The 22,673-nt window shown below is 35.4% G+C and carries 24 protein-coding genes; 11 read left to right on the top strand and 13 right to left on the bottom strand.

Annotation, left to right across the window (positions count from 1 at the left end; all coding sequences use genetic code 11):
• Nucleotides 1-5 precede the first annotated feature (5 nt).
• A complete protein-coding gene (nadA, locus tag ACOQN3_RS07870; RefSeq protein ID WP_420545925.1) occupies nt 6-962 on the bottom strand; it encodes a quinolinate synthase NadA in 957 nt (318 codons plus the stop codon).
• A gap of 93 nt (nt 963-1,055) precedes the next feature.
• A complete protein-coding gene (locus tag ACOQN3_RS07875; protein WP_420545926.1) occupies nt 1,056-1,874 on the bottom strand; it encodes an aspartate dehydrogenase in 819 nt (272 codons plus the stop codon).
• A 131-nt stretch (nt 1,875-2,005) separates the two neighbouring features.
• On the opposite strand from ACOQN3_RS07875, the gene ACOQN3_RS07880 reads away from it, so the two are divergent.
• The 6 genes from ACOQN3_RS07880 to ACOQN3_RS07905 all read left to right on the top strand — a co-directional run bounded on the left by ACOQN3_RS07880 (nt 2,006) and on the right by ACOQN3_RS07905 (nt 9,062).
• Nucleotides 2,006-2,968, top strand: coding sequence for a hypothetical protein (locus ACOQN3_RS07880; protein WP_420545927.1), 963 nt, complete (start codon nt 2,006-2,008; stop codon nt 2,966-2,968).
• Between the two features lie 73 nt (nt 2,969-3,041).
• Nucleotides 3,042-3,878, top strand: a complete 837-nt coding sequence (locus ACOQN3_RS07885; RefSeq protein ID WP_420545928.1) for a DNA double-strand break repair nuclease NurA — start codon at nt 3,042-3,044, stop codon at nt 3,876-3,878.
• A complete protein-coding gene (locus ACOQN3_RS07890) occupies nt 3,875-5,407 on the top strand; it encodes a helicase HerA domain-containing protein (RefSeq protein ID WP_420545929.1) in 1,533 nt (510 codons plus the stop codon). Before ACOQN3_RS07885 ends, ACOQN3_RS07890 begins: the two co-directional genes overlap by 4 nt.
• Nucleotides 5,408-6,550, top strand: coding sequence for a metallophosphoesterase (locus ACOQN3_RS07895; RefSeq protein ID WP_420545930.1), 1,143 nt, complete (start codon nt 5,408-5,410; stop codon nt 6,548-6,550).
• Complete coding sequence (locus ACOQN3_RS07900; protein WP_420545931.1) at nt 6,547-8,628, top strand: AAA family ATPase; 2,082 nt, start codon at nt 6,547-6,549, stop codon at nt 8,626-8,628. The genes ACOQN3_RS07895 and ACOQN3_RS07900 overlap by 4 nt, the downstream gene beginning before the upstream one ends.
• Before the next feature lie 224 nt (nt 8,629-8,852).
• The gene (locus tag ACOQN3_RS07905) at nt 8,853-9,062 is read left to right on the top strand and encodes a hypothetical protein (protein ID WP_420545932.1); all 210 of its coding nucleotides are present in this window, start codon (nt 8,853-8,855) and stop codon (nt 9,060-9,062) included.
• Nucleotides 9,063-9,075: 13 nt separating this feature from the next.
• Here ACOQN3_RS07905 and ACOQN3_RS07910 read toward each other — a convergent pair whose 3' ends face one another.
• From ACOQN3_RS07910 to ACOQN3_RS07920, 3 genes are all read right to left on the bottom strand, one after another.
• Complete coding sequence (locus ACOQN3_RS07910; protein WP_420545933.1) at nt 9,076-10,581, bottom strand: cupredoxin domain-containing protein; 1,506 nt, start codon at nt 10,579-10,581, stop codon at nt 9,076-9,078.
• Nucleotide 10,582: 1 nt separating this feature from the next.
• Complete coding sequence (locus ACOQN3_RS07915) at nt 10,583-11,071, bottom strand: HEAT repeat domain-containing protein (RefSeq protein WP_420545934.1); 489 nt, start codon at nt 11,069-11,071, stop codon at nt 10,583-10,585.
• 123 nt (nt 11,072-11,194) lie between these two features.
• The gene (locus tag ACOQN3_RS07920) at nt 11,195-11,371 is read right to left on the bottom strand and encodes a DUF1059 domain-containing protein (protein ID WP_420545935.1); all 177 of its coding nucleotides are present in this window, start codon (nt 11,369-11,371) and stop codon (nt 11,195-11,197) included.
• A 387-nt stretch (nt 11,372-11,758) separates the two neighbouring features.
• On the opposite strand from ACOQN3_RS07920, the gene ACOQN3_RS07925 reads away from it, so the two are divergent.
• Together ACOQN3_RS07925 and ACOQN3_RS07930 are read left to right on the top strand one after the other, a co-directional pair.
• Nucleotides 11,759-12,022, top strand: a complete 264-nt coding sequence (locus ACOQN3_RS07925) for a DUF5654 family protein (RefSeq protein WP_420545936.1) — start codon at nt 11,759-11,761, stop codon at nt 12,020-12,022.
• Nucleotides 12,023-12,344: 322 nt separating this feature from the next.
• A complete protein-coding gene (locus ACOQN3_RS07930) occupies nt 12,345-13,010 on the top strand; it encodes a peroxiredoxin family protein (RefSeq protein WP_420545937.1) in 666 nt (221 codons plus the stop codon).
• 120 nt (nt 13,011-13,130) lie between these two features.
• On the opposite strand, the gene ACOQN3_RS07935 is transcribed toward ACOQN3_RS07930, so the two are convergent.
• The 5 genes from ACOQN3_RS07935 to ACOQN3_RS07955 form a co-directional block, all read right to left on the bottom strand.
• Nucleotides 13,131-13,985 (bottom strand): CFI-box-CTERM domain-containing protein, encoded by an 855-nt coding sequence (locus ACOQN3_RS07935; protein ID WP_420545938.1) that lies wholly within the window; start codon nt 13,983-13,985, stop codon nt 13,131-13,133.
• Between the two features lies 1 nt (nt 13,986).
• The gene (locus ACOQN3_RS07940) at nt 13,987-14,442 is read right to left on the bottom strand and encodes a 50S ribosomal protein L15e (RefSeq protein WP_420546615.1); all 456 of its coding nucleotides are present in this window, start codon (nt 14,440-14,442) and stop codon (nt 13,987-13,989) included.
• 148 nt (nt 14,443-14,590) lie between these two features.
• A complete protein-coding gene (locus tag ACOQN3_RS07945) occupies nt 14,591-15,448 on the bottom strand; it encodes a CBS domain-containing protein (protein WP_420545939.1) in 858 nt (285 codons plus the stop codon).
• A gap of 12 nt (nt 15,449-15,460) precedes the next feature.
• Nucleotides 15,461-15,877: a universal stress protein gene (locus ACOQN3_RS07950; protein WP_420545940.1), complete on the bottom strand. Its 417-nt coding sequence runs from the start codon at nt 15,875-15,877 to the stop codon at nt 15,461-15,463.
• A 163-nt stretch (nt 15,878-16,040) separates the two neighbouring features.
• Nucleotides 16,041-16,250 (bottom strand): hypothetical protein, encoded by a 210-nt coding sequence (locus tag ACOQN3_RS07955; protein WP_420545941.1) that lies wholly within the window; start codon nt 16,248-16,250, stop codon nt 16,041-16,043.
• Nucleotides 16,251-16,541: 291 nt separating this feature from the next.
• On the opposite strand from ACOQN3_RS07955, the gene ACOQN3_RS07960 reads away from it, so the two are divergent.
• Nucleotides 16,542-17,201, top strand: coding sequence for a hypothetical protein (locus ACOQN3_RS07960; RefSeq protein ID WP_420545942.1), 660 nt, complete (start codon nt 16,542-16,544; stop codon nt 17,199-17,201).
• Nucleotides 17,198-17,713: a thr operon leader peptide gene (locus ACOQN3_RS07965; protein ID WP_420545943.1), complete on the top strand. Its 516-nt coding sequence runs from the start codon at nt 17,198-17,200 to the stop codon at nt 17,711-17,713. The genes ACOQN3_RS07960 and ACOQN3_RS07965 overlap by 4 nt, the downstream gene beginning before the upstream one ends.
• On the opposite strand, the gene ACOQN3_RS07970 is transcribed toward ACOQN3_RS07965, so the two are convergent.
• From ACOQN3_RS07970 to ACOQN3_RS07980, 3 genes are all read right to left on the bottom strand, one after another.
• A complete protein-coding gene (locus ACOQN3_RS07970; protein ID WP_420545944.1) occupies nt 17,710-18,657 on the bottom strand; it encodes an EB domain-containing protein in 948 nt (315 codons plus the stop codon). The genes ACOQN3_RS07965 and ACOQN3_RS07970 overlap by 4 nt on opposite strands.
• Nucleotides 18,658-18,769: 112 nt before the next feature.
• A complete protein-coding gene (locus tag ACOQN3_RS07975; protein WP_420545945.1) occupies nt 18,770-19,702 on the bottom strand; it encodes a D-2-hydroxyacid dehydrogenase in 933 nt (310 codons plus the stop codon).
• A 68-nt stretch (nt 19,703-19,770) separates the two neighbouring features.
• The gene (locus ACOQN3_RS07980; protein WP_420546616.1) at nt 19,771-21,177 is read right to left on the bottom strand and encodes a multicopper oxidase domain-containing protein; all 1,407 of its coding nucleotides are present in this window, start codon (nt 21,175-21,177) and stop codon (nt 19,771-19,773) included.
• Between the two features lie 131 nt (nt 21,178-21,308).
• Here ACOQN3_RS07980 and ACOQN3_RS07985 point away from each other — a divergent pair, with 131 nt between their 5' ends.
• Entirely contained in the window at nt 21,309-22,670 is a 1,362-nt protein-coding gene (locus ACOQN3_RS07985) for an aspartate ammonia-lyase (protein WP_420545946.1), read from the top strand.
• Nucleotides 22,671-22,673: the final 3 nt, after the last annotated feature.

Raw genomic sequence — 22,673 nt, forward strand, 5'->3', positions numbered from 1 at the left:
TCAGACTAGCTGATTTCAAGCATTCTATCAATTGCTAAACGAGCTTTTTGAGCAATATTTTCAGGAACAGTTACAATATTTTTTTCATTAATTATTGCATCATACACTTTTTCCAGAGTAATCATCTTCATGTATTGACATTCTGCTTTTTCAGAGGCAGGAACAAATGTTTTGTCAGGGTTTTGTTTTCTCATTCTGTAAAGAATTCCTGTTTCTGTTGCAACAACAAAGTTCTTTGCTTTTGAATCATGAACGTGTTTTAGCATTCCTTCAGTAGACAGAATTGAAACTTTTTTCTCATCATAGCTTCCATCTGCCACATCATACAACATTGGAGTTGTGCAGCTGCATTCAGGATGAATAACAAATTCTGCGTCCTGTATAGAGTCTAGTTTTTTGGTAACATCCTCAGGAGTTATTCCAGCATGGACATGGCATTCGCCAGCCCAAATATGCATATTTTTTCTGCCAGTCATTTTTGCAACGTATGAGCCAAGAAACATGTCAGGTAAGAACAAAATTTCTTTATCTGCAGGAATTGCCTTTACTACATTAACAGCATTGGACGAAGTACAACAGTAATCTAATTCAGCCTTGATTTCAGCTGTAGTGTTGACATATCCAACTGCAATGGCATCTGGATGTTGTTTCTTCCAATTACGTAATTCATCAACAGTAATAGAATCAGAAAGAGAACAACCAGCTTCCAAATCAGGTAGTAACACCTTTTTTTGAGGACTAATAATGGCAGCAGTCTCAGCCATAAAGTTCACACCACAAAATAAAATGGTCTTTTGATCAACTTTTGCTGCTTGTCTAGATAGCCCTAAAGAATCGCCAACAAAATCTGCAACGTCTTGAACCTCAGGAATCTGATAGTTATGAGCTAAAATTACAATATCTTTTTCTTTCTTTAGTTTGAGAATCTCTTCTTTTAATTTAGAAGCCTGTTGTACTAGCATAAGCCACAAAATTTTCACTATAAGGGGATTTAAAGAATGAGAAGGAGCTCATAATTTTCGAAAATTTTGTCAAATGTGGCAATTATTGCCATATTAGGTACCAATCACAATCTCATCTGAACAGTATTTTCTCAAAGTCTCAATAGCAGACAAGATTGCAAGCCTGCTGGTTTTAGGATTATTTGGGTCTGGAAAATTTTCAACCGTAAATGTCATTTTTCCAAATTTTCCAATGGCTTCAATTTGGTGAGTATTCTTGTCAGTATTTGGATCTGCAACAATTTTCACCTTAGTTTTTTCACTCCCAATTCCAGACAATGACAAGAGGGCTGCAACATTGATGTTAGCAGGAAACAAGGTAACAGCTTCTTTGGCAGCTCCTTCAAAAATAACAGCAGAGGTTTGAATTGAGTTTAAATCAATATCACTTGTTTCAAAAAATTTAGCGCCTTTTAGGGAACGAGGATGTTTCGTAGTGGTAATAGAGACAGAATCAAGCTCGTCTTTAATTGCTTTAATTCCATCAAGGCCAGCAATAGCACCTGAGGGAAGATAAATTGTTTTTTTAAAATCCTGACAAGCATCAGATAAAATATCAAAAATTGATTCATCAAGTAGTGCACCCACACTCATTATCATCAAATCACGTTTATTTTGTAGAACACTAAGTGCCACATCTTTTACAGCATCTTGAGAAGCTGCTTCAACTACAATGTTTACAGGATGAGATGACAACAGATGAGAATTTTCAACAATCTCTGGTTTTGAATTCAATTTAGAAACTAGGGCTATTGCAGATTCCTTTGATGCATCATATACATGAGTTAGAACTGCAGGAATTTTTCCAGAATCAATTGCAAGAGCAATTTGTGTGCCAATTGCTCCACAGCCCATCAAACCAATCTTCTTCAAACAAGAATATTAGAAAACATCCACTAATTAATTCTAGTCAAAATATAAAAAATAAGGGACAATATGAAAAAACCATTACACGAAGAAATTATCCTTAATCCTTTTAAGAGAAAAATCCAACTAAATTCAACGTGAGGATAAATAAAAAAAATCCAATTCTAGTAGCAACATTTGCAATTTTAATTCTCACAGTAGGTGTTCCAGTTAACGGAGAAATAGACTCTCCAAAAAAACAAATGAAAAGAGGCATTGCGGTAGAAGATATAACATGCAGACAAGGATTAGATCTGGTCATAAGAACAAATGAATCTCCTGCATGTGTAAAACCAGATACTGCAAAAAGGATGCAAGAACTAGGAATTGCCTTTATTCCAACAACATTCACAAAAACTGAAAAAGAGATTGAGACAGTTCCTGCTTCAAATAGATCAATAGTAAATTTCTACATAACAGATCAAGATCTTAATTTAGCTCACAATGCAGTAGAGGTAGTACAGGCAAAAGAGTTATTTGAATTTACCATCAACGGGGTTCCAATAGAAGGACCGGAAAAAATAATTGAAACAGGTCCAAACACGGGACAATTCTATGTAAGACTAAATCTTCCAGAGACAATTGATGGCAAACAATTAGATCAAGATGACATTATACTGATAAAATATCTTGACGAATCAGATTTTTCAGGAGAACAGAGGGTAATTGTCAAATCAGTACAATTGACTAAGACCTTTGCCAAAGTTCAAACCGAAGGTAGTGGAGGCTCAAGAATCGGACACCAATTTACAATACGACTATACGAGCCAGATGCAAATAGGGATTCCAAAGATGAAGACAAGATTCCACTGAGTAGTTTAGAATTCAGAGGGGAAGGAGGGATAAGGACAACTCTGGCAAATCCCAAGTTTGATGCCAACAGACCATTTTTGGTTGAAACAGGGCCAAACACAAGTACGTTTGAAGTAGAAATAAAGATTCCAAGGCAAATAGATGGAAAAGTAGTAAACATAGGCGACAGATATGAGATCAGGTACATAGATAGATCAACTCCATCAAACACAAACGAGAAAGTCATATTCAATGGTAGAATAGGATAATGGTTTTAGAAGATCATTTTAGTCAAGTTTCAGCATAACCTAAAGAATTTATTCAAACTTACGAACTATTGTTGTGCTCAATACAGTATTCAAAGATGCCATAGTTAACAGAGACAAAATGCTGTTAGTTCTCAAAGGACCAAAATATGAAGAGATTTTGGAAAAAGCAAGAAAAAATTGGGTAGAATTTACACCAACAAAAGAAAATTCAATCATTGCAGGCATAGACAGCAGCTTCAATAATACTAAATTTCAGGGAATTGAGTTGTGGGCTACCACTGCAGTTTCAATAAAATCAGATGGGGAAATACTAGTAGACCTGCATGATTCAGGATTAGGCTCAGATACAGATCTTTCTAGAATCGCAAGTAGAATGGAAATTGATGCATGTGAGAGAACCATCGATGTAGTAGATTTAGTTCTTATGGACGGATCATTGCACTCCCAATTCATGACCAGACAATTCTCACTTGATGCACTAGTAGTGAAAATGATGAAGAAAAAAGACAACGTAATATTCATTGCCAAGACATCAAACACAAAAAAACAGTTTGAAGACCTAGGATCTCTGGCAGGAGACATCTTCTATTATAATCATGTAAGCAACAATCCAGGATTCAGCAAAATATTCATTGAAAAAAAATATGGATTAGAAAAAACAATTGCATCTACATTTGTAAGACTTGGAAATTCAACACCGATTATCAAGTTAGAATTTTTAGGAGAACAGCATGATGAAGTAGAAATTAAAGAAATAATGAATAAACTATACAAGAGTAGTGTAGGAGGTTATCCATATGCACTCAAGCTTGCTCACAATAACTGTAAAATATCTGACAAGGAACTTGCAAAAATGGTTAGTTTGTTAGGATTAAGTAATGAAATAGGATCTAGAGAGGTTTTGGGTTGAGTTTAGGGTTCATAATTGGAGAGTCAAAAGCAACTTTTGTTACTGCAATCACATCGCGCGCACTCTCAGTTGGAGAATATATCAAAATAAAAACAGATGAAGGAGAAATTCTAGGATTAGTAGAGAGATCATCAGTATCAAGTGCAGCATTTACAGATGTTAGAAACTTTGATGAAGCAGAAGAAAGCATAGAGATTGCAGAGATAAATAAAAGAGATAAAACATTCACAGCCCACATTGGAATTCTAGGATTTTTAGAGAATTTAAGAAAAGGTCAATCAATAATACCAGCAATACCTCCCATTCCAGGCACTGAGATAACTCAACCAAGCCAAAAGGACTTGGAGGAGATTTTTAGTCCCACCAACAAAGGATGGGTAAAGATCGGGAATCTTTTACGAAATAAGACAATTGAAGCAAGGGTAAATCTGGATAAAATTGTCTCGCGTCACTTGGGAATTTTAGCAATGACTGGTATGGGTAAAAGTAATCTTGTATCATTAGTAACAAAACAAATCTCAAAGCTTATGGGAACAGTAATAATTTTTGATTACCATAATGACTATACAAATTTGAATATTCCTAGAGTCAACGTAATTGATGCAAAGATAAATCCGCGACTGTTAGATGCAGATCAGTTTTCAGAAGTGTTAGAAATTAGAGATGGAGCAAATGTTCAACAACGAGTTTTAAGAATGGCATTTACCAAACAAGTTAAAGAATCAAAGGAATTTTGGAATAGATTAGAAAATGAAATAGAATTCATTGTAAATTCAGAGGACAAGAAAGTAAAAGAGATAAGAACATCAGCATACAGAGTTCAAGACATCATCGGAGAAGCTCAACGAAGATTTGAGGATATATTAGATCCTGACATGGGAGATCCTATCAGTTTCATCAAAGAAGGAAGAACAAATATCCTAAATATTTCAGAATTATCTGAAAAACAAGCAAACGTTGCAGTTGCCTTTTACTTGCAACAAGTACTCAAAGATAGAAAAGATGCAAGTATTGCCAAACACGGAAGATCAAAAAAAGAGAAAAATTACAAATTTGATTCACCGATTTTTGTAATTATTGAAGAAGCACATGTATTTATTCCAAAAGATCATGACACTAGTGCAAAATACTGGGCAGCAAAAATTGCCAGGGAAGGAAGGAAGTTCGGATTAGGGTTAGGAATTGTATCGCAAAGACCACGTAGTGTAGACCTCAATGTTCTAAGTCAGATGGGATCATTTGCAATCATGAAAATTATACAAGAAGATGATCAGCGCCAGATAGCTTCTGCAACAGAATCAACTAGTAGAGAACTAATATCTCAATTAACTTCGCTGAATGTAGGAGATGCAGTTTTGGTAGGCCAGTGGACAAATCTTCCATCTTTGGTACATGTAGAAGAAGTAAAAGAGAAGATTATGGGGGCAGATCAAAGTGCAATTGTTGCTTGGGAAAATGCAAACAAGATGAAAGAAGTTGCAGTAGAGTCAACACAAGGACTAGTACAAAAAGATCTGTTATTGGATTAAATGTTATTCTCTCATATTTCAGACACTCATTTGGGGTTAGTTCAGTATGGTTCTGAAGAACGGGTACAAGATGTGTATGATGCATTTAACCAATCTATCGACATTTCAATAAAAGATCATGTAGATTTTGTGATCTTTGCAGGAGACATTTTCCATGTTCCAAATCCAAGCGGGACAGCCATAGTACAGATGGCAAATGCCTTAAAGAGACTTAAACAAAGCAACATAGATTCCTTTTTCATTTTAGGAGAGCATGACATAAGCAGAATCAGGTCCACACCCATCCCGTATGTATATCACAACCTGGGATTTTCAAGATATATCGGACAAGGAAACCCAATTGAGTACAAAGGGGTTCTGCTTGCAGGATTTGATAAAATAAGAAAACCAGAGATTGCCCAATATGAACAGAAATTTGCCGAGATAGACAGTATTGCACAAAAACACGAAGGTCACAAAATCTTAGTACTGCATCAGGGAATTACCGAATTTAACAAATTTGCAGGAGAATTGCAGTCAACAGATCTTCCAAAAAATTTCACATATTATGCGATGGGACATCTTCATGATCAGGACATTAAGCAATTTAGCCATCTAAATGGCCCAGTTGCATATCCTGGTTCTATCGAATTGACTACTAGTGAAGGAATCAAAAGTGCAGAGAAGGGATTCTACGAAGTAGATATTTCAAGAGATGAAGCTCAACCCAATTGGAACCAGGTTGAGACTAGACCTCAATTTTCATATTCTACAGAATACGGAGAATTGTCAGAAACAATAAACAAAATTTCAGAGGAAATAACAAACTGTAAAAAAAAGCCCATCATAGAAATAAAAATACAAGGAAAAGACATCGAAGTAGACAGCATTCACACGCAAATATCAAGACTAAATTCACTGGTTTTGAGATGTTTTTGGAGAATTAGCACAAAACAAGTTTCTGATTCATCGGTATTTTTGGACAGACCAAACGCAATAGATGACGAAATGATTAGGCTTTCAATTGATGCCTTAGGATCTGAAGAGTTAGGAACATTTGCAATAAGAGAACTATTACCTATGCTAAATTCAGAAAACACAACAGAAGCCTCTCAAAGAATTTGGGAAGAATATGAAAAACTCAAAAAAGAGATGATAAAATGATCATATCAGTAGAGATAGGAGATTTTCTTGCCCATTCAAATTCAAAAATAGAATTTGAAAATGGAGTAACAGTTTTTGTAGGTGAAAACGGTGCGGGAAAATCAAGCATAATAGATGCCATAACATTTGGGCTTTTTGGAGAGCATACAAGAAAATCAAACAAAGGTTTGATTAGACGCGGAACTAATCAAGGATTTGCCAAAGTAACATTTTCTGTAAAAGACAAAAAATACGAAGCAGTTAGGAAGATAGACAGCAAAGGAACCCTTTCTGCAAAGTTTTCTGAAATTAGGGGAGAAGACAATGTAGAGATTGCAGCAGGAGAAAGAAAACAATTTGGAGAATCAATGACAAATGAAGTAGAAAAAATCATAGGTCTTGATTTTGAAAAGTTAAAGATAGCATCGATTGTTCAGCAAGGGGAACTAAATGCAATAATCAACGCAAAACCAAAGGAATTCAAAGAATTGTTAAATGCCATAATTGGAATTAACAAGCTGGATATAGCCTCAGAGTCAATGAAAGGTGCAAACAAAGAGTTTAGAGAAAACATAAGAAAAACTGTAGGATATGACGATACCCACATTGAAATTCTATCAAGAGAGTTAGAAAAATGTGAAGAAGAAATCAAGCAAGCAGAACCAGAAAGAAAACAGTTAGAATCAAGCCGTAAAAAAATTCAAGATGAAATTTCAGAAGCTAGAAAAAAAATAGAAATCGAATCTCCAAAAATTGATAAAATAAATCAATTAGAATCAAGAAAAAAAGAACTTGTAGCATATGCTAAACAAGTTACCAGAGAATTAGAGGAGCAAATTAGGCAAAATGAGCGTAAAATACAGGATTGTAAAGATTGTTTTGAATTAGTAGGTGTAAAAAAAGAATTAGACTCAAAAATGAACATGGCACAAGAAGCAATAGAGAAAGCAACAAGAAAAATTCAAGAGATGACAAACCAAATAGCCTCACTAAATGAGAGAAAGTTGCTTGCTGCAAAGCTTCAATTAAAAGACAACAAGTGTCCCGTCTGTGACTCTAAAGTAGAAAAACTAAATCCATTCTTTCAAGAAGAACATTTGGTTTCAGAAATCCAGTCATTACAAGATAACATCGTGACAAAAGAAAAAGAAAAGAAAATGTATGAGAAAAAATACAAAGAATTTTCTGAAAAATTACAACAAGGAAGAGATGCAGAAGCGACTCTTAGAATACATTCTATTTCCACCAGAGAAGAATTGAAAAATATTGAAAAAGAAATTACAATTCAAAAAGAGAATTTTAAAAGATGCTCCTTAGGTTCAGATATAGACATTTTAGAAATTGGAAAAATAGACAATCATGCAGAAATGATTCTAGAAATAATTAAAACACTAGAAAAGGAAACAGCAGGATTTGATCAAGACGAATTTGAAAATCTTAAGCGAGGTGTAAATGAGAAACAAACGAGGTTATCTCAAATGGATCAAAAAATAGGAGCAATTTCAGAGAAAATTTCAAAAGATCATGAAAAAGTGAAAACAAATCAAGAAATAATTTCAGAACTAAGAATCGTAAAAAAGTATACTGAAAATCTAGATGCAATACAATCAGTGGTATTTAGCAGAGATGGACCAGTTGCAACAAGCCTCAGATCATGGGCACTAAACACAGTATCTGCCAAGGCATCAGAATATCTCACTCTCTTAAATACAAAAATTCAAAGAATCAGCCTGTCAGAGAAATTACGGGATATATCCATCACATGTTATTCAAAAAAGGAAACATTAGACTTGGAATCTCTAAGTGGAGGAGAAAAAGTCAGTGTTGCATTATCTTTGAGATTAGGCATGGCAAGTTTACTTGGTGCATCAAACCTTAATCTCATGATTTTAGACGAACCCACTACTCATTTAGATTCTGAACGAAAAAAGTCTCTTGTAGGAGTACTCTCTCAATTATCAAATATTTCAAATCAGGAAACAAATCCCATGCAATTCATAATTATCACACATGATGCAGAAATTTTTGAGGATTCTACTGTTGAAAGAATTTACAAGTTTGAATCGTCAGATAACGGAACTAAAGTTATTGCCGTATAATTAAACAAGTTACGTGCAATATTTTCAAGATTCAAACAATCTCCTTCATAATCATTTAGGATATCATATGAAAATTTAACAAACGCATAATTCTATTAACTTTCATTTTCTCAATGCTATTACTGTAAACTAGACAAAACAACACACAAAAATCAAATTGTAAAATTTTCCACATTGTAATACAATCTTACTTTTTATAATCTAATTTTACTTAGATAAGCAGATTGAAAATCATAATAGATAACGGGGATTCTATCCAAGTATTTCATGATTCTAGTGACGTTTCTGTTCTTCCTAAAAGCAAGTTAGTTAGAACATTCAGCGATGACGGTACTTTAATCAATGAATTCAAGCTTATTGATAAAAAAATCGCATTGGATGATGACCTTGAAAAAGATCAAACCGAAATTGTTGTAACTTTACATGTAAGTTGAATGAAAGACTTGACTAACCAACATTAACAATTCCAGTCATCCAAGGATGAACCATACAAAAGTAATCATAAGTTCCTTCAGTATCAAAGGTAAATTCGTAAGTAGTTCCGGTCATAAATAATCCAGAATCAAATACTCCAGTCAATCCTGCATCAACAGTGCCACTTGTAACAGTGTGTGCTGCAGTGTCAACGTTATCCCATGTTACTGTTGCACCAACTGCAACATTTACTTCATAAGGCAAGTAACATTCGTTTGTGACTTCACACCCCATAGATCCAGAGCCTTCAGCAGTTAGAACAGTTGCAGACATTGGTAATGCTTCTGCAGATTCTACAATCATTTCTGGTTCAGGTGTTGGTTCTGGTTCAGGTGTTGGTTCTGGTTCAGGTGTTGGTTCTGGTTCAGGTGTTGGTTCTGGTTCAGGTGTTGGTTCTGGTTCAGGTGTTGGTTCTGGTTCAGGTGTTGGTTCTGGTTCAGGTGTTGGTTCTGGTTCAGGTGTTGGTTCTGGTTCTGCAGCAGAGATGCTCATGTTTGCTGCAGATTCCCCAACATTAACAATTCCAGTCATCCAAGGATGAACCATACAAAAGTAATCATAAGTTCCTTCAGTATCAAAGGTAAATTCGTAAGTAGTTCCGGTCATAAATAATCCAGAATCAAATACTCCAGTCACATCACCTATAGTGCCACTTGTAACAGTGTGTGCTGCAGTGTCAACGTTATCCCATGTTACTGTTGCACCAACTGCAACATTTACTTCATAAGGCAAGTAACATTCGTTTGTGACTTCACACCCCATAGATCCAGAGCCTTCAGCAGTTAGAACAGTTGCAGACATTGGTAATGCTTCTGCAGATTCTACAATCATTTCTGGTTCAGGTGTTGGTTCTGGTTCAGGTGTTGGTTCTGGTTCAGGTGTTGGTTCTGGTTCAGGTGTTGGTTCTGGTTCAGGTGTTGGTTCTGGTTCAGGTGTTGGTTCTGGTTCAGGTGTTGGTTCTGGTTCAGGTGTTGGTTCTGGTTCAGGTGTTGGTTCTGGTTCTGCAGCAGAGATGCTCATGTTTGCTGCAGATTCCCCAACATTAACAATTCCAGTCATCCAAGGATGAACCATACAAAAGTAATCATAAGTTCCTTCAGTATCAAAGGTAAATTCGTAAGTAGTTCCGGTCATAAATAATCCAGAATCAAACATTTCATCAAATCCTTCCGATGGAGTTCCACTTGTAACAGTGTGTGCTGCAGTGTCAACGTTATCCCATGTTACTGTTGCACCAACTGCAACATTTACTTCATAAGGCAAGTAACATTCGTTTGTGACTTCACATCCTGGAACACCAACACCATCAGGTATAGAAATAGTCAAAGTAGATGGCAGAGCTTTTTCAAGAGTAGGTAGTTTTTCATCAGACATCATCATTCTAGGTTCGATGACATCATCTGGAGAAGCAGATATCAGAGCCAATGAAATTGCAACAAGAACACCAACTGCAGCAATAATACCATAAGAAAAATTCATTTCATCCACCTGTTAACTTTGCAAATTTTTCGTTCTTACTTAACTTTTCCATAAATTCAATATTAGATAAGGCCACAACTGCAGACTCAACTACAGGTTTGTCAGGATCATTTAGTGCTTTTTCCAAAGCTTGTTTCGCATCTTTTGATCCAACTACCCCTAATGCAATAGCTGCCTCGTGGCGCACAAACATACTTGGATCGTTAAGAGTAGCATCAGTTAACGGTCCAATACCACTAGAATAGCACATCTGTCCTAGAGAGAAGGCAGCCTCATGGCGCACTAATTCATTTTCATCATTTTTCAATACTTTAGATATGTATTGGACTTTGTCTTCGCCTCCAAAATCCACAAGAATGCAAGTTGCTCTAGTTCTAACTACATAATCTGGATGGTCCAAAAGGCTCACAAAATAATCAGTGTCCTTTTGTTCATACTTTGACTCCATTTCGGCAAAAAGAGTCATTCTGTCGTCAGTTACAACTTGCAATTTGTTTTGAGATTTTCTGTGTCCTATATTAGGTTACTCGATTTGACTGCATATTTGAAAAAACCACAAAAATAGCAAAGATCTATCAAACAAACAAATTAGAAAAAAGAGAAAAGATTTTTCTCAAGCGTCCTTCATCAAAGACTTTATGTTGGCTTTCAGTTCTGGACCGACCTCCAAGTCTTTGTGGTGTTCTTTGACATGTTCAATAGTAATATCCATCAAAGCATCTTCAGTATCTGCAGTAGCAGACCATCCACAGTCAGAACCTGCATCTTTACAGCTAATACTTTTTGCCATATTTTGAAAAAGAAAATCAAGTATTTAATCGATCAGCAATAAGCCCATGATCACAGCATAATTAAGAACCATCAGATGTAGAAGCAGAGCGTATCTAAGAAAGGTCAATATTTTTTATTATTTGGAGAATAATTGGTACGGAACCAACTTATTATTTTGTAAAAGCCTACTATAGATAAGGAAATGATGAAACAGCAATTATTAAAACAAAAAATAGATCCGGACTCTTTTGACCGAGAAACAATTCTGTTGGGAATATTTGAAACCCGACACAATTAGTTTATTTTTCCAAATTTTTACAGTATTTCACAAATGCTACAGTAGAGGTTATTTTTCATCCAAGATTGTTTATTAACCGTAAAATAACTAGGTAAATTAGAAAACAACTTGGCTGACGATAAAAAAGAAGAAGAAGAGAAACCAACTCTCAAGACAGAGATACTAGACAAGATTGCCGCACTAGTTACTGCAGCATTTGGTCTTGTTGCAGCACTTGCTTGGAATGATGCAATAAAGACAATCTTCAAGGAAGTTTTTGGAGAATCAAACACAATAGGTCCAATGATACTATATGCCGTAATCGTAACAATAATTGCAGTTATTCTAACAATAATTGTGGCAAGAGCGGTGGCAAATGCAAAAAATAAATAATTTTTTTATTTTTTCAAATTAGAATCGATGGTTTATCATACAAAAAAATCAGCAATACTCCTGTCAAAATAACAAAGGATGCCATAAAGTAAATCACCACATGTAAAATTCCAATTTTTTTACTAAAGTAATTTCCCACAAACACAATCATTACACCCATAACAAATAGAAGTACACCTGATACCAGATTTACATAATCCATTTCTTGTTACAAGTATAGTCTTACCCATAATGAGTGATTATGAATTCAGCGATTGCATTGAAAGAATTTCATTAAATTAACACGGTAGGGTATATAACGGAAAAAATATGAACACTTCATGTGAGTGTAAAGATTGGAGAAAAGGTCCCAAATTTCGGGGTTTCAGAATGGGTACAAGGAGCCCCAACCAATTTTGATCAGGAAAAAGATCATGTTGTTTTAGTAGAGGTATTTCAAGTAAATTGTCCAGGATGTTTTATGCATGCACTTCCTGAAGCAATCAACATTTACAACAAATACAAAGATGAGGGAGTACGGGTTCTAGGAATTGCCACAGCTTTTGAGGATTTTGATAAAAACACATTAGAGAATCTAAAAATGCTTGCAGAAACTGGAAAAGTGATAGGCGAAACAAAGCAAGCCCTTTCATCATATGGACAACTACAAGAAGGAGACAAAATTCCATACAAGATACCATTTCCTCTGGCAATGGATAATTTGACAAAAACAACAGGTGAGATTAGTCAAGAAAAAATCATGGAATTTATTTATCCTCAAATTCCAGAGTTTGATTCTCAACCGGAAGAGTATAGAAATCAAATCATCCAAAGAGTCAAAGACTATATGAAATCCAAAGAATATTCTGCTGAAACATTTGAAAAATTCTCGTTACAAGGAACGCCTTCAACTATTTTAGTAGATAGAAAAGGAATACTAAGAGACATATCATTTGGACAATCAGGACACGTAGAACAAATGATTCAAAAATTATTAAGTGAAGACTAGTTTTTTAGACAAATACAAGGGCAATTGATAAAGCAATCACGAGTATAAATCCACCAACTATGGCAACTTTAGGATTATCCATGTCATTTTACTTTGAATCCAAAATAAAAACAACACGGGCTAACATAGTTTTGTTTTTTTAAACTTGCAAAGTTGTCTGGCTGACAGGACAGGTACTGCAAAATACATCATTAAATTCAAAAATATTATTCCACTGCCATAAGTTAAAACATCATTTCCAGAATTCATGTCAACATGATCTAAAAGCATAAGACTAGAAATCATTGGCGTAATCATAATTTTTACAATTTCATTAAAGAGAGGATTTTCACGTTGATAGTCTGCTATTGGGGGACTAAAATAGTAGTAAAAAGTATTAAAAAAACTCATGAAGGCAATGCCAGAATTTGTTTTCAATAAAGAATTATCCCGTAATTCCCTGAGGTGTTGAACGGGACTGGATAACTCGGTTCCAAATGCAGCAGTTGCAATTAGACAACCACCACCATTATCAGAAGCAGCTTCTTCATCAGAAGAAGGTGTTTCAACAAGATCAATAGGATCTTTTTTGGTCATTCCATCAAGATTAGTGCCAAATATCTCAACTTGATTATTTCCAGATCCTGTGAAATTTAATGTAATAAAGGATACAGAATCATTTGATTTTATCTTAGGGAAAAATTCTTGGTCGTTAAGATGAAAGGTGAAATTCCCACTTAAAAAATTCTGAGGAATAATTATTTCACCTAGATTTTTTTCCAAACCACTAACAATGTAAAGAGTTAGTTTTTTCTCATCCTTATCAAAATCAAAATCCTTTATATCAAAATTTGAGATTGTTTCTATTTCAAATGTATGACCATCAGTTTCAACATCAAGTGTCTTTGCAAGTCCTGTGGCATCAGATAACAATTGAGCATAAGATGGAGTAACAACAAAGAGAATTACAAATAGAAGGAAAAACAGTATCTTCAATTTATGCAGTCTGAGAGATTCGTTTGTTTAGTTCTTTATCTTGTGCAATTCGTGGATGTACAGGATCAGCTAAGATGACCTCAAACCAATAGTGTTTTCCATCTTTATAGATAAAGTATGAACCTAAAATTTTCATGTTTGGATATCGTTCCAAGACTCTTCTTTCTGCAACAGTCTTCATACTATCATCAGCCTTTATTCTAGTGACACCCAAATGTTTTGGTCTCCTTCCACCGGTAGGACGTTGTTTTCTCATACCGCCTGTTCCGACTCTCATCCTAACTACGATAATGCCTTGCTTTGCTTTGTAACCCAACCTTCTTGCACGTTGTAATCTACTAGGTTTTTCAATGCGAGTAACGGCACTCTGTTTACGCCAACCAACAACACGTTGTCTTAGTTCAGGAGCGTTTTCTTTCCACAGACGGATCCACACTTTATCTTGATGACTAGGCATATCGGGCATAATAAAATCCCCTTTAATAACTGTAAAAGTACGATTTTACCAAGAATACGTGTCCATGGGAAGTTAGAAACTAGGAAAACTGGAGTTCCGAGCCCAAATTCTAATCTTGCAACTAATTGCTTCAATTTGTATCCAAATATTATTTTGAGTTATTTTCAACGTAAATGGCTTTTAATACATCAGTTTTGCTCAACACTCCACCAAGTTTATCTTTGATTCTAACACCAATGCCGTTGATTTGGTTTTGTGCCATCACATCACACGCAACAGCTAAATCTTCTTCAAAATCCACAGATTCCAGAGATTTTGTCATCACGTCTTTTCCAACAATAGTATTGCCAAATCCCGATTCTGACAAAAATCCTTTTCTAGTAAAGATCACAGATATTGCTCCATCAGAGTTATCAAGTACCGCATCAGAATTTCCTTGTTCCAAGGCAACATGAAATAAATCACGAAAAGTCAAGATTCCCTCTGGGTCCCCTTTTTCGTTTTTTAGAAATATCCTGGAGATTTTTTCTTCAATCATTTTAGACACTATATCTTTTAGAGAGTTATCAGAATTCATTGCGATATAAGATATGGTCATTAAATCTCCCACATTGTGTTTTCCAGAATAATTTTTAGAATAATATCTTACAATGTCAGTTTTTGTGACTATTCCAACAAGTCCATTGGCATTTGATGAGACGCCCAAAGAACCGATATTTTTTTCCAACATAATTTCTACACATTTTTCAACACTCATTGATCCATCTACAGATGTAAACATGTTCATTAATTGAGATGCAGGAATGTCATCTAGATTTTTTTCTGAATCGTCACTTAACAGAAATAATCCTATGTCTTTTTCAGTAATTATTCCAACATTGGAATTATCTTCAGTAAGAAGTATTCTGCTAATATTGTTTTTTAGTAATATGGAGATGATTTTGTCTAGGGAAGTGTTCGAATCAGCAGTTATGGGTTTTTGGCAGATAGAAAGTAATTCAGACATTTAATTCACCAATTATTTTATCAAATAGACAGGAATCTTTGATTTTTGAAGTACATGGTTTGACACACTTCCAATCATATCTTTGGAGGCAGTACCCGAACCTGTAGTGCTCATTACTATATGATCAAACTTGCCAGTTTTGGCAGTGTGTAAGGTAATATGACCAGGAGAACCCCTTAGGAGTTTTGTAGTGAATTTGACATTTTTGTTTCCCGCACGTTTTTCTGCTTTTTTTAGAATTGTTTTTCCATCGTCTTGTAGTTGTTTGTCAAAAGCCTTAGTTCTTGGGCCTCCGTCAGCAACATGTGGAATCACATGAATGCCAGTTACTTTACCATGTGTAAATCCTGCCAGAGTCAATGCTCGATCTAAGGCTTCAAACGACTTTTTTGAACCGTCAATAGGAACCAAAATTTTGTTAAGATCCAACAAGTATTTTCAAAAATGAGTTCAATATTAACAGTGAATCCTATTTTCACATGAGAAATCAGATTATGGGAATTGGAACACCCACGAATATCAAATCCCCTTAAGATTTCAGACTCAGAATTAACAGGTTAAAAATAGATCTTCTAACTGAAATGCTTCGGTGTTATTTTGACTCTATAAATACAACATCAACCAGATCAGCATTGCTACGTTTAGTCACAGTATCACGACTGGCATTATGAAAATTTTGCAAGTGAGCTTTTCTAGTCTTAATTCCATAGTTTCTACAGAGTCTGCAAAAGTAGGTCACTTGTCGTTCAGAGCGGGGTTTTGATTGAAACTCATCTGTCTTAAAAGCTGAACTCTGCATCATTTTTTGTAAAAGGAAAAATAATATTTTAACTTTGTCATAAATATGACATTAAGTAATAAATTTTATTAAATAAGTAGAATATTGAAAATTAATGATTTCAAATTAATTGAAAGTCTAGTGCTAAAAACAACACCATAATGGATTAAAATTTCCTTGAGTGAAGGATCAACCATACACTCAAAGAGTTTGCTTCCGCAGAAAACTCGATAAGTGGAGTTGGATGAAGTTGTTAAAAAGCGTTCCTCAGTATTGAATTGAGATTTTTATTGAACAAAAATAGCAAAACAAAAGATGCAAAAATTGAAGGCTTTTTTGGGTGTGGTTTTTGGCCTAGTCTTTTTGATCTTTTCCCCACAAGCATTTGCAGAGCCTACAGTTTCAATTAACATGGAAAAAACAACTTACAGTTATTGTGAACGACTGTTCTATATCATAGAAGTGTCAGAGGTAACAGGAGAGCCAGCGATAATACACATTAGAGATGAATTAGGAAAAGGCAGTAGCGCTATTCCAATTCCAATTGTAGACCTACAAAATCCAGTTCCATCCCTAATACCATTTGAAAAACAGATTTTTCCATCGGGAAAATACTTTATCGATGTAGAATATTCTGGAGCAGAATTTACAGCAGAATTTGAACTAGTAGACACAAACAAAATTTGCATACCGGAAATAGTAAAACCAATTTTGGCTAACTGGCTCTCAGGAAATATTTCTGATGGATTTCTAATAGATGCTTTTAAAAAATACATGGAAGAAAATGCAATGAATATACCATATGAAATCAATCAAGAGAATGTCTACGAAGTTACAATTCCAGAATGGATGAGAACTGTTGGAATATGGTGGGCAGAAGGTAAAATATCAGATGAAGAGTTCATACAAAACTTTGATTATTTGATAGAGAAAAGAGCAATAATGATTCCAATTCTAATGGAAAATGAAATATGAATAAGCATTCCATCATAACTACAGCAGCAATCATAGTGATAGTAATTCCATTTGCATATTCAACACTAAACATAGTTGGATCACAACAGCTTGAATATAGATGGCACAGTCCAGGAGAGTTTTCGTTTTTTACGATGTCAAATCATGGAGAAATAGAATTTTGTAATACAATGCCGTTTTGGACAAGCTTTCAAAAATTTGAGATATCTACATTTTATGATGAGAAATTTATCGGATCATTTGTAGTAAATTCAAATACAATCAATCCATTATCATCTGGTGTTAGTGAAGGTAAGTTTTATTCTGATCAGGTTGCAGCTGCACAACATGTGTTTATGACCTTGGATTTTGAATTTGATGGAGGAGATATTAGATTGGATCCTAACAAGCTTATCGTAATTGTAGGGACAGATACACCAATTTTAGGAATAATTCCTTTTTCAAGTACACAACAAATCTCAGGATTTGATTTTGATAAAATCATGAATGTTGAGGATTTGACCTGTGATTAATTTTTACGCTTATTTGCCTTGATCATAATGGCTGCAAGAAGGCCAATTGCACCTGCTACAACAAATGTAATAATCACACCAAAAATTAATTCCACACTAAACGTCTTGACAGATGAAGTCTTTGATGGTTGAGTAGTTGGTCCATCATTAGCGAGAACACAGGAACCATACTTTAGAACAGTACCAGGACCACATCTTTCATCTAAAACACATACTCCATCTACCAGATAAGTACCAGGACCACATCTTTCATCTAAAACACATACTCCATCTACCAGATAAGTACCAGGACCACATTTGGTGGTAGTTGTGGTTGGGGGTTCTTCATCGTCAATTTTTGGAGGGGTTGTTGTGGTTGGTGGTTCTTCAACCGGTGTTGGTGGTTCTTCAACCGGTGTTGGTGGTTCTTCAACCGGTGTTGGTGGTTCTTCAACCGGTGTTGGTGGTTCTTCAACCGGTGTTGGTGGTTCAGGAGAATTTCCAAAAGAAGAGCCAATAATTTCAACCTCCTCGGTTCCAGAAGGCACTTCAATATTCAATACTCTAGTTTCAGAATTAGTTTCAATTTCAGTAAAATCTGCAAAGTCACCATCTATTAAAACAAAGAAGTCATCATCTATTTCTTCAAATTTAGAATCAAAGAAAGTTCTGTCTAAAACTACTTCCAATGAACCAGAAGAACCAGCAACATCAACTGTTAGAAATAATGAAGATGTTTCAGAGTCAGCCTCTATGCTAGATATAACAACATCATTTGCAGTATACTCAACTGCATATTGAGTACCATCAACTGAAACAGAGATAGTATCAGCATATACTAATCCAAAAGATAAAACTGCAAACAATGACAATCCAAGAGAAATTTTTAACATGGTACCAATTTTTGGAAAATTTGTATGTTTTGCAGATTGTAATTTATGCACATTATTACTAGATTTCAGCACGTTATGTTAACCTCCAAGTTGACGTTAAAAAGAAAGAGACGATAATTAATCACGTAAAAGTCAAGCTTTTTTAGTTATTTTTAAAGGCCACGCATGAATCGTACTAGAAAGATCAGATAACGCCTCGTAGAATTTGTATTATCTTCTCTGCAATAACATTGGCTGCCAATGATTGAGCTTCTTTGGTTTGAGCACCAATATGAGGAGTCAGTATCACATTGTCTAATTCAGATAATTTGTTTCCGATAGCAGGCTCCTTTTCAAAAACATCCAAAGCGGCACCTCCCAGATTACCATTTTTTAGAGCATCATATAGAGCGTCTTCATCTATAACACCTCCCCTAGAGGTATTGATTATTTTTGCAGTTTTTTTCATAGTAGACATTTTTTGGGCATCTAACAGATGATAAGTGGAATCCAATAAAGGAACATGAATAGAGACATAATCAGAGCTCTGCAGCAAAGTATTAAGATCGGCTTTCATCAATCCAACCTCTTTTGAGAATTCCTCATCAATTGGAATAACATCGTATCCAATGATATTCATGTTGAGTGCACGTGCAAGTCTCCCCAATCTTTTTCCAATATTTCCTAGTCCGATAATTCCAAGATACTTTCCTCTTAGCTCAGTTCCTTTCAGTTCTTTTTTGAGCCATTGTTCGTTTCTGATTGCTCTATCACCTCGGACAGTTTGCCTAGATAGAGAAAGCATCAAACCTAAAACCAATTCTGCAACAGCATTCATTGCACCCTCAACAGCATTGATTACACGAATGTTTTTTGTTTTTGCAGCTTCTTGATCAACGTTATCCAGTCCCACACCAACTCTTGCAATAATTTTACAATTATCTGCTTTCTCAATCATCTCTTTTGTTATGGTAGTTCTACTTCTAACAATTACAATATTGAAGTTAGCAATTTTTTCTAAAATTTGTTCTGAAGTTATCTCAGGTTCATAAGATACTTTCAGTCCATTATCTTCCAGAATTTTATTTAGTATTGGATCAACCTCGTCACAAATTAAGACAGAATCATCAAATCCCATGAATTAAAAAAAATATGCACAGAATATAATTCATTAAGAAATTAAAAAGAAAAAAAGATGTTAAAAGATCAAGAAGTGAGGATTTCTGCAACTACAGGAATTACTTCCCATAATGCGACATAATCGCCACTTGCTTGCATTTCAGAAGCTACATCATCAGTCATTAGACCATGAATGTTTATTGCAGGATGAGCAATACTGTTCATTCCCATTGGTGGGACAGCACTGCTTGGGTTTCCTAATGCATAAGCATAGGATGGAACTGGTTCTGGGATTACTCCTTTCTCAACTAGAACTGGGTTCAAGCCGAATGGATCACCTGCTACAAAGACTGTAGCTGCGCCAGTGTAAATTGCTGCATAATCATGGTTAACTGCTGCATATGCACCTGGTTCATCAAAGACCAAGTCAACAATCATTCCTTGTGAGCCACCGAGTAACCATGTTTCAGTTGCTGCGGATTGTACTCTGTTACCTTGTGTAACTCTGTCCAAGATTTCTCCCACAATGTGGAAGAATACTGGTTCGTTACCTTGATTTTCAACAAAGAGTCTCACGTGTTGATCGTTTTCAACGAATAACAGTTGAGATTGGTATTGCTTGTGTTCAAGTCCGTTCCATGGTTGTGCAACAAAGATGTTCTTGTTGGTATCACCTTTAACAAGTAAGTTGTGAGCCATGTTTGGTACATAACCGAATTGCATTCCGTTAACAACTGTTGCAGTGTTTTGATGCTTGAACATTGCTCCTGCATCGTAGTTACCTTCAGGTGTTAGGTACAATTGATTGTATTGGAGTTGGAACTCTAATGCATCTGCATCGTAGAATTGTCTATCTAATGATACTTTACCGGCTGGGTTTATTTTTGTCTTCTCTACCATGAGTTTCTTGTATCCGTTGATTGGGTCAACAATTGCAATTCCGTACATGCCGGAAAGTACGTGTTGATCCATACCAATTAGTTTGACACCAGAACAATGGTACTTGAAGATACCAGCAGACTCAGCGATGTAACAATACTGACTTGTTTCACCCGGATTTACGGATTCAAAGTAGCTTGCTGACATTTGTGATGCGTGCATGTCGTTACCGTGTCCAGTAACTTCATAGTCTGGAATGTGAAGTGTCATTTTTACTACATCACCTTGGGTAACTCTTAGTGTTGGTCCTGGGACTTGTTCACTAAAGGTCATGGCATTGTAGGTTTTTCCTCCCATGATTGGAAGTTCAACACTTACACCAGTAAGATAGAAGTCATGAACGGTTCTACCGGATGACTCCAAAACACCACAATCAGTTTCTGCGAATGCTTCAGGCATTACAAGCTGTAAACCACCCATTTGACGGATTTGATCCATCACACTGACATCCATTTCTGAAACATCAAGTGATTGTCCGCTAATTTGGGTTTGTGTGTATGTGCTTCCGAATAAGGCTGCGCCCATTACAGCTACTGCTGTAATTGTAAAGAGCATACTAACACGCTTATTCATTAAGCACGATGCCGAGGGAATCATATATAATAATTACCCTTACAGCCAAGTATGAAATTGTGAATTTTTCTGAAAAAGAATGAATAAGGGAAGATAATTGTAAAAAACAGCACATGAAGTTCAGATTAGATCAAGATTCATTGGGTAAAGTCAAGATTCCCTCAGATGCATATTATGGAGCATTTACAGGACGTGCAATTCAACAATACCATGTTACAGGCCACAAAAGTCATGAAAATCTGATAAAGGCTTTTGTCATGATCAAAAGATCTGCAGCAATTGCCAACATGAAGACAAAAGCAATAGATACGAAAAGAGGTAATGCAATTGTATCAGCTTGCGACAAGATTCTGTCAGGTAAATTTACAGATCAGTTTGTAGTAGACATGATAAATTCTGGTGCAGGTACAGCATTTAACATGAATTCAAACGAGGTCATATCAAATGTAGCATTAGAAGTACTGCATAAGAAAAAAGGCCAGTACGAGTTTTTGCATCCAAATGATCATGTTAACATGTCACAATCAAGTAACGACACATACCCAACTGCAATGCATGTTGCAATTCTGATGAATCTTAAAGAAACTATTCCCGCAATTGAAATTTTAATAAAATCTTTATCAAAAAAAGCAAAACAATTTTCATCTTTTAAGAAAATTGGTAGAACTCATTTAATGGATGCATTACCAGTTACATTAGGTAGTGAATTTGCAGCATATGAAACTGCAATTACCAAAGCAAAAAATCAAATCAAAATTGCTCAAAAAGAATTAGAGAATGTTGCATTAGGAGGAACCGCAGTAGGATCAGGAGCTAACACACCAAAAGGATACAGAAAAATTGCAATATCAGAGTTAGCTAAAATATCAAAACTTCCACTAAAACCAGAAAAAGATATGCAACATGGTTTGCAAAGCAAATTTGCAGTTGCAAATATGTCAGCATGTTTGAAAAATCTAGCTTTGGAAATTGGGAAAATTGCAAACGACATTAGATTAATGGCCTCAGGTCCAATTGCAGGACTTGCTGAGATAGGAATTCCTGCAGTGCATGCAGGATCATCAATCATGCCGGGAAAGGTAAATCCATCATTGGCTGAATGTATGAATATGGTTTGCTTTAACATAATTGGAAATGATACAGCAGTATCATATGCAGTTCAAGGAGGACAGTTCGAGCTTAATGTGATGCTTCCTGGAATGTTAAAGTGCATGTTAGAGTCAACAGATATGCTCAAGAATTTCCTTCCAATATTTTCTGCAAATCTGATTGATGGTCTAACCGCAAATAAAGACAAGTTACGTAAAGATATTGAAAATAGCCCAGTAATTGTAACTTTGTTGACACCCAAGATAGGATATTTGAAATCTGCAGAGTTGTTTAAAGAATCGCTCAAAACAGGCAAAACAATTAGAGAATTAGTGGTTGAAGAAAAACTAATGAGCAACAAAGAAATTGATTCATTGTTTGGGTAAATA

Origin of the sequence: Candidatus Nitrosopumilus sp. (genome assembly GCF_965223225.1) — an archaeon.
Taxonomy (GTDB): Archaea; Thermoproteota; Nitrososphaeria; order Nitrososphaerales; family Nitrosopumilaceae; genus Nitrosopumilus.

Bases quoted from the DNA above. Each gene is read 5' to 3' on its own strand.
- ACOQN3_RS07910 (WP_420545933.1), bottom strand. From the start codon at position 10,581: ATGAATTTTTCTTATGGTATTATTGCTGCAGTTGGTGTTCTTGTTGCA.
- ACOQN3_RS07965 (WP_420545943.1), top strand. From the start codon at position 17,198: ATGAATAAGCATTCCATCATAACTACAGCAGCAATCATAGTGATAGTA.
- ACOQN3_RS07960 (WP_420545942.1), top strand. From the start codon at position 16,542: ATGCAAAAATTGAAGGCTTTTTTGGGTGTGGTTTTTGGCCTAGTCTTT.
- nadA (WP_420545925.1), bottom strand. From the start codon at position 962: ATGCTAGTACAACAGGCTTCTAAATTAAAAGAAGAGATTCTCAAACTA.
- ACOQN3_RS07895 (WP_420545930.1), top strand. From the start codon at position 5,408: ATGTTATTCTCTCATATTTCAGACACTCATTTGGGGTTAGTTCAGTAT.
- ACOQN3_RS07940 (WP_420546615.1), bottom strand. From the start codon at position 14,442: ATGCCTAGTCATCAAGATAAAGTGTGGATCCGTCTGTGGAAAGAAAAC.
- ACOQN3_RS07975 (WP_420545945.1), bottom strand. From the start codon at position 19,702: ATGGGATTTGATGATTCTGTCTTAATTTGTGACGAGGTTGATCCAATA.
- ACOQN3_RS07980 (WP_420546616.1), bottom strand. From the start codon at position 21,177: ATGCTCTTTACAATTACAGCAGTAGCTGTAATGGGCGCAGCCTTATTC.
- ACOQN3_RS07955 (WP_420545941.1), bottom strand. From the start codon at position 16,250: ATGATGCAGAGTTCAGCTTTTAAGACAGATGAGTTTCAATCAAAACCC.
- ACOQN3_RS07900 (WP_420545931.1), top strand. From the start codon at position 6,547: ATGATCATATCAGTAGAGATAGGAGATTTTCTTGCCCATTCAAATTCA.
- ACOQN3_RS07920 (WP_420545935.1), bottom strand. From the start codon at position 11,371: ATGGCAAAAAGTATTAGCTGTAAAGATGCAGGTTCTGACTGTGGATGG.
- ACOQN3_RS07985 (WP_420545946.1), top strand. From the start codon at position 21,309: ATGAAGTTCAGATTAGATCAAGATTCATTGGGTAAAGTCAAGATTCCC.
- ACOQN3_RS07945 (WP_420545939.1), bottom strand. From the start codon at position 15,448: ATGTCTGAATTACTTTCTATCTGCCAAAAACCCATAACTGCTGATTCG.